The sequence below is a fragment of the Gammaproteobacteria bacterium genome, assembly GCA_028817225.1.
Classification (GTDB): Bacteria; Pseudomonadota; Gammaproteobacteria; order Poriferisulfidales; family Oxydemutatoraceae; genus Oxydemutator.
Genome location: JAPPQC010000030.1, coordinates 1 through 16325, shown reverse-complemented (window position 1 = coordinate 16325; position 16325 = coordinate 1). Strand labels below are relative to the sequence as shown.

General features: G+C 63.0%; 16 protein-coding genes and 1 tRNA gene. 10 read left to right on the top strand and 7 right to left on the bottom strand.

Annotation, left to right across the window (positions count from 1 at the left end):
• Positions 1–26: 26 nt before the first annotated feature.
• The 3 genes from OXU50_04325 to OXU50_04315 form a co-directional block, all read right to left on the bottom strand.
• Positions 27–602, bottom strand: a complete 576-nt coding sequence (locus OXU50_04325) for a phosphoheptose isomerase (GenBank protein ID MDD9869103.1) — start codon at positions 600–602, stop codon at positions 27–29.
• A gap of 109 nt (positions 603–711) precedes the next feature.
• Positions 712–1074, bottom strand: coding sequence for a YraN family protein (locus tag OXU50_04320; GenBank protein MDD9869102.1), 363 nt, complete (start codon positions 1072–1074; stop codon positions 712–714).
• Positions 1071–2933 carry a penicillin-binding protein activator gene (locus OXU50_04315; protein MDD9869101.1) on the bottom strand — a complete coding sequence of 621 codons (1863 nt, stop codon included), beginning with the start codon at positions 2931–2933 and terminating at the stop codon, positions 1071–1073. Before OXU50_04315 ends, OXU50_04320 begins: the two co-directional genes overlap by 4 nt.
• A 101-nt stretch (positions 2934–3034) precedes the next feature.
• Between OXU50_04315 and rsmI the strand changes: the two genes are divergently transcribed.
• The 3 genes from rsmI (at position 3035) to OXU50_04300 (ending at position 6059) form a co-directional block, all read left to right on the top strand.
• Complete coding sequence (rsmI, locus tag OXU50_04310; protein ID MDD9869100.1) at positions 3035–3883, top strand: 16S rRNA (cytidine(1402)-2'-O)-methyltransferase; 849 nt, start codon at positions 3035–3037, stop codon at positions 3881–3883.
• Positions 3884–4044: 161 nt separating this feature from the next.
• Complete coding sequence (locus tag OXU50_04305) at positions 4045–4275, top strand: hypothetical protein (GenBank protein MDD9869099.1); 231 nt, start codon at positions 4045–4047, stop codon at positions 4273–4275.
• A 26-nt stretch (positions 4276–4301) separates the two neighbouring features.
• Positions 4302–6059, top strand: coding sequence for a hypothetical protein (locus OXU50_04300; protein ID MDD9869098.1), 1758 nt, complete (start codon positions 4302–4304; stop codon positions 6057–6059).
• Between the two features lie 136 nt (positions 6060–6195).
• Here OXU50_04300 and OXU50_04295 read toward each other — a convergent pair whose 3' ends face one another.
• From OXU50_04295 to OXU50_04280, 4 genes are all read right to left on the bottom strand, one after another.
• A complete protein-coding gene (locus OXU50_04295; GenBank protein MDD9869097.1) occupies positions 6196–6870 on the bottom strand; it encodes a BglI family type II restriction endonuclease in 675 nt (224 codons plus the stop codon).
• Positions 6871–6881: 11 nt separating this feature from the next.
• On the bottom strand, positions 6882–7880 hold the full coding sequence (locus tag OXU50_04290; GenBank protein MDD9869096.1) for a site-specific DNA-methyltransferase: 999 nt from the start codon (positions 7878–7880) through the stop codon (positions 6882–6884).
• Positions 7881–8044: 164 nt separating this feature from the next.
• A complete protein-coding gene (locus OXU50_04285) occupies positions 8045–8908 on the bottom strand; it encodes a methylenetetrahydrofolate dehydrogenase (GenBank protein ID MDD9869095.1) in 864 nt (287 codons plus the stop codon).
• A 12-nt stretch (positions 8909–8920) separates the two neighbouring features.
• Positions 8921–9007 (bottom strand) — tRNA-Leu (locus OXU50_04280).
• A gap of 116 nt (positions 9008–9123) precedes the next feature.
• On the opposite strand from OXU50_04280, the gene rnr reads away from it, so the two are divergent.
• The 7 genes from rnr (at position 9124) to alr (ending at position 16265) form a co-directional block, all read left to right on the top strand.
• Positions 9124–11262 carry a ribonuclease R gene (rnr, locus tag OXU50_04275; GenBank protein ID MDD9869094.1) on the top strand — a complete coding sequence of 713 codons (2139 nt, stop codon included), beginning with the start codon at positions 9124–9126 and terminating at the stop codon, positions 11260–11262.
• A gap of 154 nt (positions 11263–11416) precedes the next feature.
• Positions 11417–12043 (top strand): 30S ribosomal protein S6, encoded by a 627-nt coding sequence (gene rpsF, locus OXU50_04270; GenBank protein MDD9869093.1) that lies wholly within the window; start codon positions 11417–11419, stop codon positions 12041–12043.
• A gap of 1 nt (position 12044) precedes the next feature.
• Positions 12045–12269 carry a 30S ribosomal protein S18 gene (rpsR, locus tag OXU50_04265; protein ID MDD9869092.1) on the top strand — a complete coding sequence of 75 codons (225 nt, stop codon included), beginning with the start codon at positions 12045–12047 and terminating at the stop codon, positions 12267–12269.
• A gap of 52 nt (positions 12270–12321) precedes the next feature.
• Positions 12322–13224, top strand: coding sequence for a hypothetical protein (locus OXU50_04260; protein ID MDD9869091.1), 903 nt, complete (start codon positions 12322–12324; stop codon positions 13222–13224).
• A gap of 35 nt (positions 13225–13259) precedes the next feature.
• Entirely contained in the window at positions 13260–13706 is a 447-nt protein-coding gene (gene rplI, locus OXU50_04255; GenBank protein ID MDD9869090.1) for a 50S ribosomal protein L9, read from the top strand.
• A gap of 17 nt (positions 13707–13723) precedes the next feature.
• Positions 13724–15166 (top strand): replicative DNA helicase, encoded by a 1443-nt coding sequence (dnaB, locus tag OXU50_04250; GenBank protein ID MDD9869089.1) that lies wholly within the window; start codon positions 13724–13726, stop codon positions 15164–15166.
• Between the two features lie 22 nt (positions 15167–15188).
• Positions 15189–16265 (top strand): alanine racemase, encoded by a 1077-nt coding sequence (gene alr, locus OXU50_04245; protein ID MDD9869088.1) that lies wholly within the window; start codon positions 15189–15191, stop codon positions 16263–16265.
• Positions 16266–16325: the final 60 nt, after the last annotated feature.

Sequence of the window (16325 nt, the reverse complement as noted above, 5' to 3'; positions counted from 1 at the left end):
TCAGGCGGCGGTCGCGGCGCCGCGCGTCAGCGCGCCGCGCCGGCCAGCAGGCGGTCGGTCAGGTCGCACAGGCAGTGCAGCGTCAGCAGGTGAACTTCCTGGATTCTGGCGGTCGAGGCGGCGGGCACGCGAATCTCGATGTCGCCGTCTTTCAGCGCCTGCGCCATGGCGCCGCCGTCCCTGCCGCCGAGCGCGACGACGCGCAGGCCGCGGTCGTGGGCGCAGGCGATGGCCGCGTTGACATTGCCCGACTGGCCGCTGGTGCTGATGGCCAGCAGCACATCGCCGGCGCGGCCAAGCGCCTCGACCTGGCGCGCGAAGATTCTTGAGTAATCGTCGTCGTTGGCGACCGATGTCAGGATGGACGAGTCGGTTGTCAGCGCGACGGCGGCCAGCGCCGGGCGCTCGGTCTCGAAGCGGTTGACCATCTCGGCGGCGAAATGCTGGGCGTCGGCGGCGGAGCCGCCGTTGCCGCAACTGAGGATTTTGCCGCCGTCGGCGAGGCTTTGCGCGATCAGCGCGGCGGCTTCGGCAATCGCGCCCTCGACGGCGCCGAGCGCCTCGCGCTTGGCCTCGATGCTGGCGTTGAACAGCGCGCGCACGCGCTCGCGGCCCGCCGCGGCGTCGTTTTGCGCGGCGGCGTCGGCGGCGGGGGGAGCGGGCGTGGTCGCGGGCGTTGTCACGGCGCTGATTATAGCGTATGCGCGCGTCTCAGTCGCCGCGAAAGGCGTCGCGTATCCAGTCCACGCTGTCCGCCGACAGCGCGACGACATCAAAACGGCAGGCGTGGCGCCAGCGGCTGCGCTGCAGGTAGGATTGCGCCGTGGCGATCAGTTTCGCGCGCTTGCGGCCGTCCACCGTCTCGGCGGCGTTGCCGTGGCTTTTGCGCGCGCGGTAGCGCACTTCAATGAAGACCAGCGTGGCGCCGTCGCGCATGATCAGGTCAATCTCGCCGCAGCGCGACAGGTAGTTGCGCTTGATCAGTTTCAGGCCGTTGCGGCGCAGGTGCTCAAGCGCGGCGTCTTCCGCCGCGCGCCCGGCGGCGCGGCGGTCGCCGCCGACAGTGCCGGTCACCAGCCTTCGCCGAGCGGCACCGGCTTGCCGCGGGCGAAGCGCGCCCACGACAGTTGGCGGTAGAGGCGGCGGTCGCGGCCAAGCGAGATGAGGCCGGTGGCGCCCCTGATTTTGGCGTTGCCGCCGGCAACCCGGCGGATGGACCAGGCCAGGCGGTAGGCGTCGGCGCCGAGCGCGAACAGGCGCGGGTGTTCGTCCGGTATCTCGGCGTCGGCGTCGAGCATGAACGGGATGTCGCAGTAGATGAGGCCGTCGAGTTCGCGCAGGATTTTCTCGCGGTCCGGCGCATAGACATGCGAGGTCGCGTACACCGGCAGTTCGTCGGCGTAATAGTATTTCAGCAGCGGGTAGATCAGCGCCGCCTTTTCGTGGTTTGCGAACAGCACCGCGGCGCTGATGTCGTCGCGTATGCGCGGCGTGAAATTGACTTTGGCGTCGAGCGTGCGCTGGACGGCGGCGCCGCGCGCGCGGCTTTCATCAAGTTGCAGCGCCGCCTGCACGGTGTTGGCGTAATCAAGGATGTTGATGTTGTAGCGCCGCGCCTCCTGGATGCGCCCGCCGAGTTCGGTGTAGCGTTCGGCGAATTGCCGGTAGAGGCGCCCGCCCCAGTCGTCGTCGGAGGTCAGCGCGAGGATGTGGCGGTGGTCTTTCTGGAGCAGTTTCTCGGCCACCTGCGCGGCGTCGTCCTCGGGCAGCAGGCCGAACTGGAACCACTCGCCCTGCGGCTGCAACCGCCGGTCTCTGCGGTAATTCAGCGTAATCAGCGGCACCCCGAGGTTGGCGGCGCCGAGCAATTCGTCCACCGCCTCTTTCAGCAGCGGGCCGATGACGAGTTCGGCGCCCTGTTCAATCGCCTCGCGGTAGAGTTCGGTCGCGCCGCGTTCCTGGTCGGTGTTGTGGAAGCGCACATCAAGGCCGCCGCCGCCGGCCTCGTGGGCGTCGAGAAAACCCCGGCGGATGGCCTTGCCGATGCGGGCGTAGCGCCCGGTCAGCGGCAGCAGCAGCGAGATGTTGCGCGGGCGGAAATCAAGGTAGTTCCAGCGCGCTTGCAGTTGCTCGCGGACGGCGTCGGGCACGACCAGGAAGTTGTTTTTGCGGCGCCAGTCGGCGTAGGCCCTTTCGAGCGCCGGGCGGTCAATGCCGGGCGGCGCCACCAGCGCGTGCAGCTCAAGCCACGCCCGCAGTTTGCGGTCGTCGCTGCCGGCCAGTTGTTCCTCGACCTCGTCGCCGCCGGCGAGCACCAGCGCCTCCCACAGTTGCATCGCGTTGTCGGCGGCGGCCTCGCCGTCGAGCAGACTTTCGCGGCGCACGCGCACGGCGACGCTGTCGGCGTAGCGCCCGGCGTCAAACAGCGCGCCCGCCAGCAGGTCAAGCGCCTCGCTCTTCAGCGCCGCGCCGCCGCCGCTGATCAGTTCCTCCGACAGCAGCGACAGCACTTTCGCGGGCTGCTCGGTCTGCCGGTGGAAGGCCGCCTCGAGGATGCGTTTTTCCAGCAGTTCGGACGGTTTCAGCCCGGTCTCGCGGATTTCGGCGAGGCGCTGGTGCGCGTTCAGCAGGTATTGCCCGTTGATCAGCGCGCGCACGCTTTTGATCTGCATGCGCTCGCGGTGCGGCGAGGGCAGGTCGTCGGCGGTGTCCCACAATGTCTCCGCCGCCTGCGCGTAGCGCCCCTCGGCGCTCAGTTCCGCCGCCTTCTCGTAGGCGCTGTTCATCCAGAACTGTTGCAGCGGGTTCAGTTGCACATCAAGGGCGGCGCAGCCGGCGACGGCAACGGCGGCGATGGCCGGCCACGCCGGCGCGAGAAGACGGCGCAGGCGCGGGCCGCGCCGCGGCGGGCGTGTTGTCGTCTGGCGTGTCATTGTTTGGGGGAGAATCTGCATCGGGGCGGCATCAAGGGGCGGTTGCCGCCGGTATCTTACTATAATGGCGCATGGCGCGGCGAAACGCGGCGAGTCGGGGCATGACGGAGAAAGAAAACATCACGGGCACTTTGTATGTGGTTGCCACGCCCATCGGCAACCTCGGCGACTTCACTTTCAGGGCGGTGGAAGTCCTGCGCGGTGTGGACCGCATCCTGTGCGAGGACACGCGCACCAGTTCGGTGCTGCTGCGGCGTTACGGCATCACCGCGCCCGCCGTCAGTCTGCACCGCCACAACGAGGCCGGCAAAAGCGGCGCGCTCGTCGCGCAACTGCTGCGCGGCGACAACCTCGCGCTGCTGAGCGACGCCGGCACGCCGCTGATACGCGACGCCGGACGCCGTCTGGTGGCCGCGGCCCACGAGCGCGGCGTGCGCGTGTCGCCGCTGCCCGGCGCCGGCGCGGCGTCGGCGGCGCTGTCGTGCGCCGGCCTCGACGCCGACCGGTTTGTGTTTGAGGGTTTCCTGCCGGCCACCGCGGCGGCGCGCGCGGCGCGCCTGCGCGAGTTGCGCCGCGAGCGGCGCACGATGGTTTTCTTCGAGGCGCCGCACCGTCTCGCGCCGATGCTGGACGACCTCGCCGCCGTGTTCGGCGCGGAGCGCACCGTCTGTCTTGCGAAGGAGATGACAAAGGTGCACGAGGCCGTCGTCCGCGGTCGTCTGGCCGATGTGCGGCGGTGGCTGGACGGCGACACCGCGCGGGGGCGCGGCGAGTTCGTGCTGCTGGTCGAGGGTGGCGCCGCGCCGGACGACGAAATCACGCTGTCCGCCGAAGACCTGCTGCGCGAACTGTCGCGCCACCTGCCGCCCGGCGCCGCCGCCGGCGTCGTCGCCGAACTCAGCGGCCTGCCCCGCAACCGCCTCTACAAACGCACCCTCGGCGGGCGCTGACAACATCCTCGTCGTTTGTCCGGTCTTCGCATCCGGCGCCCCCGGCGTTGTGCGCCGGGGCGGGTTTCTGTCACCGCTTTTCTTCGCGCCAACCCAGCCGCTGCATCTCGCTTCTGATTGAAGATTCGCAGATTCAACTCGCAAGTGCAACAGTTGGCTTGATGAGGCTGCATCGAAACTCCTGGCTGATTGTGGATTTGTGCACGCCGACAATGCAGGCAATATCGGTCTGGTTATTTCCTGCTTTCATCAGGGCAAAATCCGGTATCGTTGCTTTTGTGCAAGTTGTGTGTAATATCGCATGGTGCTTCTCCTCTTTTTCGGATGAAAAGCAAGCATGTTATCGCAACTTGCCTTTTATGCCGACTGGTGGAGTTGCACTTGCGGGTTGAACTCAGGCCAAAAACAGGAGTCAAGAATGAACAAAAGAATTATCAGATTGTTAAGGAGGGACAATTATAAATGCGGAATACATACGGGTGGTTGTGGAGAAGATATAAAGAGAAATGAAGCAACCAAAGATCACATAATCCCGAAGGACTATGTAAAGACACGAGACAACAGCAGGGAATTCATTGGAGATTGGAATTACCAACCAATGCATAAGAGATGTAATGAGGAAAGGGAAGGGCAAATAATTGATAAACCGGAATTCAAGTGTAAGTGCCATGGGGTATATGTAGATGAGCAGGGAGCACGATGGGTGATGTATAAAGAGGGGAAAAACTGGAAAAAGGTGAAATATTGGAGTGAAAAGCCGAATAGAGATTACACAATCCCACCTGTACAGAAAGAGGCGATGAACAGGGTAATCATAGTTCCAGGTAGAAGCAAAAATCAAGCAGGGGTGAGCATATTTAAGCCAGGTGCATTTGGGCACATGTTTTATCCGATGGGTTTTTATGAGAGATTAGAGCAAAATGGGTTCGAGTTGGAACGAACTGAACAATGGGAAAAGTTGGAAGCAGAAGCGGAAACTTTTGCAAGACATTATATGAGCGATGGCGGGGAAAGCTTGAAATGGGAGAGGGCGGAACAGTCAGTATATACAGCGGCAAAATTCGTATATTGGAGTTGGAAAGCACAATCAAAAATGCCGGGCAATAAAGGAAATTGGGAGGCAATGAAACTTCTAAAGCAAAAAGTAAATTATGAGAGAGTAGGCGAGTATCCTGCGATAAAAAAAGTGGCAGCATATTGCATTGAAGGCGGGACGCTAATATATAAAGAAACTTCTCCTGTTGTTGGATCGATTGTATTTAATCAACAAAGCACAGCTGAAAAATTAATTGGTGAAGGTCAGAAGTACTTTATGAATGGAGAGAACAATAAAGCAGAAAAAATACTAAACAAGGTCGTTCAAGAACATCCTAAATATGCGTCAGGCTGGGCGCTGCGAGGGCAAATCAGGGCAATTTCCGGAAACTTGGAGAGGGCACATAGAGATTTGACAAAGGCGATTGACTTGCAAGAAATGGCAGTTTTTTATGCCCTGCGGGCAGAGATAAATAGGCAAATGGGAAGTATAAAACAAGCAAAAATAGATATAGAACGAGCACTTGCTGTGGATGAAAAACTAGGGGAAGACAATCAAAAATACAAAAGCAACCTCGTTTCTACGGAAACTGGAAAGCCTATGAAAAGAGAAGCAGTAGTCAAATTATGGCGTGAAATTAAAACTCGTATTCGAGAAGATGAACAAAGAGAAGAGTATATGGAATTATGGAAAGAGGCTCGTGAACATTTGGCGAAAGGTAGGTGGAAAGAAGCTATAAATAAGTGCGAGGACATGTTTGAAAGATATAAGAGAGAGGGAGGCGAAAAATTTGCGGAAAGGATGAAAGAATATAAGGATGAGGCGCGGGCAGAATTTTACTGGATGAGAATAATTGCCAGGCTAAGTTTAGAGAAAGGATTTCTAAATGAATCTTGTCGGTTGGCTCAAAGCATGCTTGAAGACGGAGGTTTCGCTGTCGAACAAGAAATGGCAAAAGAAATATACGAGGTTGATTTAGACGACTTTCAGATGCTGACAGAGAAGGTAAAGCGAAGAACAAGCAGGATGGTTGACCGGTTGATTGAAGAGGGAAGACTTGTAAAAACACAAACAGCACAAAAGAAAAACGTACCTGAAAAAAGATGGCAGCTGGTAAGACCATTACATGGAAAAGATTGATAAATGTAGATTCAACTTGCAAGTGCAACAGTTGTTTTGATGCACTTGCGAGTTGAATTCGCGGATGATTGAAAATGACGATGCAGGAAATAGACATTCACTCCTTTGTTAGTTTTCCCATATAAGCCCCCGAACTTTATTCCACACTCCACCGAGTGACTCGCCAAGCGTCGATTTGGGCCAGCGTTTTAAGATTGACCCGGACACGAAACTCTTCGCCGAGAGAAGGGGCATTACGCCCTGCTCTCCAAAAACTCTTCTTCTCTGAAGATGGGTTGTAGCGTTCTTGCAATAGCCCATTAGGGACACATGCAACAACAATTTCTCTAAGATTTAATCCCTTTCCGTTGGAAGGGATGTACACATACTTCACGAAAATGGTCACCGTCAGCAAAGATTTGCCGTTAATTTTTATGGTTTTTTCCAGTTTACCGGGCACCGTTTTAGACTTCCCTCCGCGTTTTTGACGAACCTCCATGGAAGTTTGTGACATCTGGATTGTTACTGTGTCACCGTCTTTTTCAGCTTTGGAGTCAACCATCAGCGCAACTCCTTGTTCGCTTTCCGGCAGGAAAACAAACGCCGCTCTTTTATAATCGACTTTGCCGTAAAGTCTGTAATCTATCCGGGAAACCCCGAGCGCTTCCATCGCTTCTCGTGTGACATCCTCGGCGACTTCTTTGGCATCTTCCCCCTCGTTGCGAAAGATGTCTTTTGCTTTCACCTCGTAATCGCGCATTGCACGGACAACCATGCGTTGGCAAACTTGCTCGATTTTCAAGATGTCGATGTCTTTAATATCATTGTCCATGGCAATCGTTGTCAGGGTGAGGCATTTGACACGCGGCTAATCGCCATTCCAACGTATTTTTCGCTAATTTCTATTCCGATGTATTTTCTCTTGTGGCGTTTCGCAATCACTGCAGTTGTGCCCGACCCACAGAAAGGATCGAGCACCACATTTCCCTTATCGGAATACAAGCGCACAACGCGCTCTGCGAGTGCTTCCGGGAATTCCGCTTCGTGGCGTTCATTACGGGTTACGGAAGGAATATGCCAAACCCCTCTGGAACCCCACATTGCCCATTCTTGCGGACTCAATCTTTTTCGATCTACTTCCACGATGCCGGGCTTCCAGAATACGAACAGATATTCGAATTCGTCAACTGACCGGTAGGAATTGCCGTGCCATCGGCTGTTCGCCCAGCAAGGATCCTTGTGCCATATCCGGCGGTCATACAAATACAAACCCGCATCTTCCGCCCATTGCTGAAGCATTCCGCCGACCAGCAGAGTTTTGGTTGACGCACCATGCTTTCCTCCGCGCACATTGTTGTTTTCCAATCGGCGCTGGATGGTTTGTTCGCTGCAACCCAGTATTGAGGCCAGACGGTGACGGTTGGCATCAGGATGTTTTTTCCGCGCGGCAAGCACGTCTTCACGGGTGATGCGGTGCTTTTTACCGTGGCGAAGATTGGCCTGAAATGAAGGCATGCCGGGGTCCGAAAAACACAGAATATCGCCGATATTTATCACCATAAATCCCGCGCTTTTGAGAATGCGAAAGTGGGCGCCGATAGTGTTTCGAAGTAGCGCTTGCCAATCCTCGAAGGTCAAATCTTTCTCGTAAGATTTCCCCACGAAATAGGGCGGCGACCAGAAACTCAAATCGATGGACTCTGCCGGCATCCTGCCCATTAAGGCAACGCAATCACCTTGGTGGATATGATTCAACCAGCGACTCTTCGGGCTACGAGAGCGAGGGCGGTGGAGCGCGGTTGGCGGAGGAAACGAAATAGCCGCTTGGTTGTTGGTGGACATGATGTATTTCCGGTATTTTATACTATCGGGCATCGCCGATGACAATCTTGTGGTGGGTCTCGTTTTGGTCCGTTGCGGCGTTCATTTTCCCGTCCTGCCGCGCATGATAGCACGGCGTTTCCGGAGGCAGCGGGGCGGCGGCCGCCCCGGCCCGGTTGCGGGTCTCAGTCCGCCAGCGAGCGGGCGAGGTTGAGGATGGCGGGGGCGTCGAGCACCTGGTCGTTGGTGTTGAACAGGGCGGCGATGCAGGCGCGGTGCAGTTTCAGTTTCAGCGCGCCGACGCCGAGGCCGCCGAACGCGATTTTGCCGTGGCGCGGGGCCGCGCGGTCGGTCATCTCGACGCCTTCAATGCCGGCGGGCGGGCGCGTGTTGACATCCACGACGGCTTCAAGCGCCGCCAGGTCGCGCCACTGCGGCAGGCCCAGCAGTTGCACGCCGGTCTTGCCGGCGCCGAAGGCGATTTGCGCGCCGTCCAGCGCCGCCGCCGTTTCCGCGGCGTCGCGGCATTGGCGCGCCTCGAGCGCCGCGCCGAAGCGCTGTTGCATCAGCGCGCAGGCCTGCTCCGCGCGTTCGAGGCTGCGCGATGTCAGCACGACCCGGCGCGCGCCGCTCGCGGCCAGCATGACCGCGGCGCGCTGGCCGACGGGGCCGGTGCCGGCGAGCACCGCCGCCGTCTTGCCGGCGATGTCGTATTGCGACGCCAGCAGCGCGACGCCGGCGGCGGCGGTGGTGTTGCAGCCGCCGCTGTCGAGCATGACCGACACCCGGAAGCGGTCGAAGAAGGCGCCGGTGACGGCGTCGAGCAGTCGCTGGCCGGCGTCGAGGTCGCCGCCGCTGATGAAGATGGCGGTGTTTTTCTTGTCCGCCGGCGCGCGCGTGTAGATCGCGCCCTCGGTCAGTTTGCCGCAGTTGTCCGCCGACACGCCGCCGTACTGCGCGAGGCGGTCGGCGCCGCCGTCGTAGGCGACGACGGCGTCAAACGTGCCGGGAACGGCGTCGGTGTCGAAATGAAGCAGCAGTTTGTCCATCCGGTTGCCCGCTGGTGCCGAGGAGAGGACTTGAACCTCCACGGGGTTGCCCCCACTGGCACCTGAAGCCAGCGCGTCTACCAATTCCGCCACCTCGGCAGGGATTTACATGTAAAATGGCAGGTAACGAACGAAAGAATTTATAGCCGCGCCGGATGAATGTCAAATGCAGGCGGTCACGCGCGGCGCCGCAACTCCTTCCGTTTGCCTCTGTCATGAGCAAAGTTGTCATTCCCGAAAGGCAGTCCATTTACGAGGTGCTCGACGCCAGCGCCGCGCCGCTGCGTTTTCAGAAACTGCTGCGCCACTTCCAACTCAAGGGCGACGACGAGATCACCGCTTTCACGCGGCGGCTGAAGGCGATGGCGCGCGACGGCGAGATTGAATGCGACACCGGCGGTGCCTGGGCCGCCGCGCGCGCGCCGCGTTTTGTGACCGGCGACATCGTCCGCTGCGACGGCGGCCTCGCGCTGCGCGCCGGCGGCGATGATGTGGAACTGCCGGAAAGGTTGTCGCGTCGCCTGTTCGCGGGCGACCGGGTTCGTTTGCGCAGCGTCGGCCCGAAGCGCGGCGAGGCGAAGCCGGTGGCCGTCGAGGTCGTCGAGCGCCGCCACGAACTGGTCGGCCTGTTCTCAAAGCGCGGCCACTGCATCGTGCCGCTGCGCGAACGCCACCTCGGCAGCGTTGCGGTCAGCGACGACGACGGCCTGCGCCCGGACGACGGCGACGCCGTGGTCGTGCGCCTGCGCCCGCCGTCGCCGCAGCCGCCGCACCTGAGCGGCGCGTTGGTGCAGGTGCTGGGGCGGCGCGGCGCCGCCGACCTTGAAGTGGACATGACGATACGCGCCTGCGACATTCCGCACGAATGGCCGCCGGAAGTGCTGCGCGAATGCAAGGCGTTCAAGCGCCGCCGCGTGCCGCAGCCCGGCGCCGGTCGGCGCGATTTGCGCAAGATGCCGTTTGTGACGATAGACGGCAGCGACGCGAAGGACTTTGACGACGCCGTGTGCTGCGAGAAAGACGGCGATGCGACGATGCTGTGGGTCGCAATCGCCGATGTCGCGAGTTATGTGAAGCCCGGCACGGCGATGGACCGCGAGGCCGCCGAACGCGGCAATTCGGTTTATTTCCCCGGGCGCGTCGTGCCGATGCTGCCGCCGCTGCTGTCGGACGACCTGTGTTCGCTGCGCCCGAATGAGGACCGCGCGGCGCTGGTGTGCCGGATGCGTCTGTCGCGCGACGGCGAACTGCTTGACTACGACTTCTGCAGGGCCGTCATCCATTCGCACGCGCGCCTGACCTACGGCGAGGCCGGCGGCTTTTTCGCGCGTGGCGCGGCGCTGCCACCGGGGTGCCCGGCGTCGGTGGCGGCGATGCTGCGCACCGCGCACGCCGCCTGGCGCGCGCTGCGCGGCGCGCGCGAACGCCGCAACGCGCTGGACTTCGAGACCTCCGAGGCGCGCGTGGCGCTTGACGAACACGGGCGCCTGCGTGCCATCGCGCCGCTGGTTCGCAACGACGCCCACCGCCTGATCGAGGAGTTCATGATTTGCGCCAATGTCGCCGCCGCCGGTTTTCTGGAGCGCCGCCGCCTGCATTTTCTGTACCGCGTCCACCAGGGTTTCAAGAAAGACGCCTTTGAGAGCCTTGACCTGTTTCTGCGCGACCTCGGGTTTTCGGCGGGCGACGGCGACCTCGCCGGCATGGCGCGCGTGCTGGCCAAGATTGAGGGGCACGAACACCGGCGCGTCATCACCGGCGTCATCCTGCGTTCGCTGGCGCGCGCCGTGTACACGCCGGTCAACACCGGGCACTTCGGCCTCGCGCTTGAATCCTACGCGCACTTCACATCGCCGATACGCCGCTACCCCGATTTGCTGCTGCACCGCGCCATCCACCGCGCGCTGGATTCGCCCGACGGTGCCGACTACGATGCGCGCGCGATGCGGCATTTCGGCGAGAACTGTTCGTTCACCGAGAAGCGCGCCGACGACGCGACGCGCGACATCGAGCGCTATTACAAATGCGTGTCGCTGGAAGAGCGCGTCGGCGAGACCTTCACCGGCCTGGTCACCGCGGTGACATCGTTCGGCTTGTTCATCGAGTTGGAGGGCCTGCATGTCGAGGGCCTGCTGCACATCCGCCTGCTCGACGATGATTACTACCAGCACGACCCGGTGCGCCACCGCCTGGTCGGCGGACGCCGCGGCAAAATCTGGCGGCTGGGCGATGTCGCCGAGGTGACCGTCATGCGCGTTGACCCGCAGGAACGCCAGATTGACCTGGCCCCGCCCGGCGACGCCGCCCGCCGCAAGTTCTTCGAGCGTCGACAACGCCGCCGTGCGCGGGGGTGAGGCGCAATTTCCATTGCTTGCGTTGTTGGCTGCAAACGCGGCTGCTGCGGGCCGCCTTGACCGCGCAAATCGGCGGGATTCTTGACAGCGTGTCAATCCCCGCATAGAATACGCGGTTCCGCGCGGGAGACTCCGCGCGCAACCATATCAACGAATGCGACATTACGAAGTCATGTTTCTGGTGCATCCGGACCAGACCGGGCAGGTGGGCGGCATGGTCGAGCGTTACCGCTCGATGGTGCAGTCCAGCGGCGGCACGATGCACCGGCTGGAAAACCTCGGCGTGCGCCCGCTGGCGTATCCGATCAGCAAGGTGCACAAGGCGCACTATGTGCTGATGAACATCGAGACCACATCCGAGACCGTCGGCGAGATCAAGAGTTCGTTCCAGTTCAACGACGCGGTGGTTCGCAACATGATCATCCGCTGTGACGACGCGGTTACCGGGCCGTCGCCGCTGATGCGCTCCGCCCGCGAGGAAGAACAGCGCGCCGCCGAGGCCCGGGCGCGGGCCGCCGCCCCGGCACAGTCCACCGCCGCAACACCGGCACAAAGCGACACAACCCCGGCACAGTCCACCGCCGCAACACCGGCACAAAGCGACACAACCCCGGCACAGGCCGCCGCCGGAACACCGGCACAAAGCGACACAACCCCGGCACAATCCGCCACCGAAACACCGTCCGCCACCGCCGCGAATGCCGACACAACCACCGCCACAACCGCCACACCCGCCCCGGCCACGGAATCAGCCGAAGAACCCCCCAAAGGCGCGAACTGAAATGCCCTCCCATCAGAAAGGCCGCAAATACTGCCGCTTCACGAAGGCGGGGGTTTCCGCGATAGACTACAAGGATGTCGCGCTGCTGAGAGACTTCATCACCGACACCGGCAAGATCATTCCGAGCCGCGTCACCGGCACCAAAGCCGTTTTCCAGCGCCAACTGACAACGGCCATCAAGCGCGCGCGTTATCTCGCGCTGCTGCCGTACACCGACCGCCACTGAATCCCGCGCTCCCGCGCACCCCGCCGCCGCCGCGGCCACCCACTCGCCGGGCATGAGAAAAATCGCCGCTTTTGTCGTCTCCGGCTACCCGCAGGCGCTGGTCTCGGTCATCGGGTTCACGCTGCTGTCCGCGCTGCTGCCGGTCGTCGGCCTGCTGGGCGGCGGCTGCATCGCGCTGATTGCGCTGAAACTGGATTGGCGCCGCGCCTGCTCGGTCATCGCCGGCGCCTGCGCGGTGCTGGCGGCGCTGACGCTGCTGGCCGGCGGCTGGCAGGCCGGCGTGCCGGTCATCATCATGACCTCGCTGCTGCAATGGCTGCCGCTGACGGGCTTCGCCTGGATACTGCGGCGCCATCATGCGCTGTCGTGGCCGCTGACCGCGGCGCTGGCCGCCGGCGCCGCCGGTGTGCTGGCGGCGCTGCCGTTTCCGGAACTTGACGACTGGTGGCGCGAGGCGCTGCGCGATTACACCGCGCTGCTGGCCGCCGACGAGCGCCTGACGGCGGCGCTTGAGGCCATCGTGCCCGTGATGACGGGCATCGCGCTGTCGTCGCTGGTGATGGTCTGGTCGCTGATGTTACTATTGGGGCGGTGGTGGCAGTCCCTGCTGGACGCTCCGGGGCGTTTTCGCGATGAATTCACCGCGTTGCAAATCGGCGGGGGAATTGCAATACTCAGCCTCGCGGTCTTTGCGGTTTCAACGCAGGCCGAGTCCGCGGTCTGGAGGCAGTTGGCCATCGTCGCGGCGCCGCTGTTCCTGCTGCAGGGCGTGGCCGTGGTGCACGGCCTGCTCGCCGGCCTGGAACAGCGGCGGCTGCCGCTGGCGGCGTTTTACACGGTGCTGGCGGTTATCACCGTCATCGAGCCGCGTTTGTGGCTGCTGGTGGTTTTAATCGGCTTGGTCGAAAGCCTGTTCGGCCTGCGCCGCCGGTTTGCGCCGGCCAACAAAGACTGAGGGGCCTGAAGGAGACGCAACAAGACATGAAGAACATGAAAATCATACTGCTGGAAAAGGTCGAGAAACTGGGCGACATCGGCGATGTCGTCGGCACGCGCCCGGGCTACGCCCGCAACTGCCTGATTCCCGGCGGCAAGGCCGAACTCGCGACGCCCGCGAACATGGAGAAGGTCGAGCGCCGCAAGGCCGAACTGGAACAGCAGGCGCAGCGCGAGAAGGCTGCCGCGCAGGAGCGCGCCGACAAGATCAACGAGCGCGAGGTGGTGCTGGAAGTCGCGGTCAGCGAGGAGGGCAACCTGTTCGGCTCGGTCGGCACCGCCGAGATCGCCGAGGCGGTGGCGAAGGCCGGCGTTGAAATCGCCCGCCACGAGGTGCGGCTGCCGGACGGCGTGTTCCGCGAACTCGGCGACTACCGGGTTGAACTGCACTTTCACGCCGATGTCAACGCCGTCGTGCGGCTGAAAGTCGTCGGCAAATAATCCGCGCGGAGCTGACGATGGACGCGCCACCGACCGGGGAGCAGCGCGCGGGCGCGGCGGCGGGCGCACCGCATTCCATCGAGGCCGAGCAGGCCGTCATCGGCGGGCTGCTGCTCGACAACGAGGCGTGGGACAAGGTCTCCGACATCGTAACCGAGAACGACTTCTACTCGCAGTCCAACCGCACGCTGTTCCGCGCCGTCAGCGGCCTGGCCGAAAGCGGCAGCCCGTGCGACGCGGTCACCGTGGCCGAGCGCCTGAAGGGCGAACGCAAGGACGGCGCGGCGTCCGCCGACGACAACACGCTGTCGTATCTGGCCGACCTCGTCAACGAAACGCCGAGCGCCGCCAACATCGTCGCCTACGCGCGCATCGTGCACGAGAACGCGGTGCGCCGCCAGTTGCTGAAGGTCGCCGCCGGCATCATCGAGGACGCGCGCTCGATGGACGGCGACAGCGCCGAATTGATAGACCGCGCCGAGCAGAACATCTTCAGAATCACCGACGACCGCTCGCGCAAGACGGCGGACTTCCACACGCTGCAAGCGCTGGGGCGGGAAGTGTATGAACAGGTCGAGCAGCGCAGCAAGTCGCCGGGGCTGATCACCGGCGTGGCGACCGGCTTTCGGGAATTCGACGAGAAAACCAACGGCTTGCAGGCCGGCGACCTGGTCATCATCGCCGGGCGCCCGTCCATGGGCAAGACCAGTTTTGCGCTGAACATCGCCGAGCACGCCGCCGCCAGGGAGCGCTGCGGCGCGGTCGCGATTTTCAGCATGGAGATGCCGGCGCACCAGATTGCGACGCGCTTTTATTCGTCGCTCGGCAGAATCAATCAGATGCACCTGCGCACCGGCAACCTCAACGACGAGGAATGGGCGCGCCTGACGGAATGCTACGGCAGTTTTTCCGATGTGCGGATTTATGTGGACGACAGCCCGAGCCTGACGCCGACCGAGGTGCGCGCGCGGGTGCGGCGCCTGCGGCGCGAACACCGCGACCTGGCGCTGGTGGTCGTGGATTACCTGCAATTGATGCGTTCGCACGCCAGCGTCGAGAACCGCGCCGTCGAGATTTCCGAGATTTCGCGCTCGCTGAAAGCGCTGGCGAAGGAGGTCAACCTGCCGGTGGTGGCGCTGTCGCAGTTGAACCGCAACATTGAAAGCCGCCCCGAGAGAAGGCCGCAGATGTCGGACTTGCGCGAGTCCGGCGCGCTGGAGCAGGACGCCGACCTGATCGCGGTGCTCTACCGCGGCGGCGAGCAGGGCGAGGACGACAACACCGGCGCCGTTGATGTCGAGGTCGTCAAACAGCGCAACGGCCCGACCTTCAAGATGCGGCTGACCTTCATCGGCAAATACACGCGCTTTGAGAGCCATCTCCCGGAAGAGGCCGCCGGCGGCGCGCCGTCCTGGCCCGACTACAACGACGCCGTCGTCTCCGACTTCGAGCAAATCTGACCGGTTCCGGTCCCCTTCCGCAATGACCAGGCCGCTCGTCAAAAGCCTCGACGCCGGCGCGTTGTCCGGCAATTGCGAGTACCTGCGGGAAGTGTGCGGCGGCGCGCGCCTGATGGCGGTCGTCAAGGCCGATGCCTACGGCCACGGCCTGGCGGCGGCGGCGCGCGCGCTCGGCGCGGCGGACGGTTTTGCGGTGGCCTGCGTCGGCGAGGGCGTGGCGCTGCGCCGCGCCGGGGTGTCGCACAGGATACTGGTGTTGCAGGGCTGCCGCGACGCGCGCGAATACGGCGTCGCGCGCGGGCACGAACTGGCGCTGGTCGTGCACCGCGAGCGCCAAATTGAATGGAGCCGCGACGCCGGCGGCGGCGTTGAGTTGTGGATCAAGTTTGACACCGGCATGCACCGCCTCGGTTTTCCGGCGTCGGCCCACGCGCGCATCGTGCCGGCGGTGCTGGACATCGGCGGGCTGCCGTCGCCGCCGGTGCTGATGTCGCATCTGGCCTGCGCCGACGACGCCGACGCCGTCGCCGACTGCCGCCAGATCGAGGCGTTTGATGAAATCTGCTCGCACTACCGCGAACACAATCTGCCGGCGTCGCTCGCCAACTCGGCGGCGGCGTTGCGGCTGCCGGAAACGCACCGCGACTGGGTGCGGGCCGGCATCGCGCTCTACGGCGCCGCGCCGGTGCACTGCGACGAGCGCCACCGCGCCCGCCTGAAGCCGGCGATGCGGCTGACGGCGCCGGTCATCGCCGTGCGCGAGTTCAACAAGGGCGACCGCATCGGCTACGGCGGCGATTATGTCTGCCGCAAGCCGATGCGCGCGGCCATCGTCGCCGCCGGCTACGGCGACGGCTATCCGAGGCACGCCGAATCGGGCACGCCGGTGTGGATTGCAGGCGCGCGCCGCGCGCTGGCCGGGCGCGTGTCCATGGACATGCTGACGGTGGATGTCGGCGGCGCCGATGTCGAGGCGGGCGACGCCGCCGAATTGTGGGGCCCGAACCTGCCGGTGACCGAAGTCGCCGCACATTGCGGCACCATCGCATATGAATTGTTGTGCGGAGTCGGCGAGAAATCGCCGGAAAGCACGATATGACGCCGTTTCTCGGGGGGGGGGGGGGGGGGGGGGGGGGGGGGGGGGGGGGGGGGGGGGGGG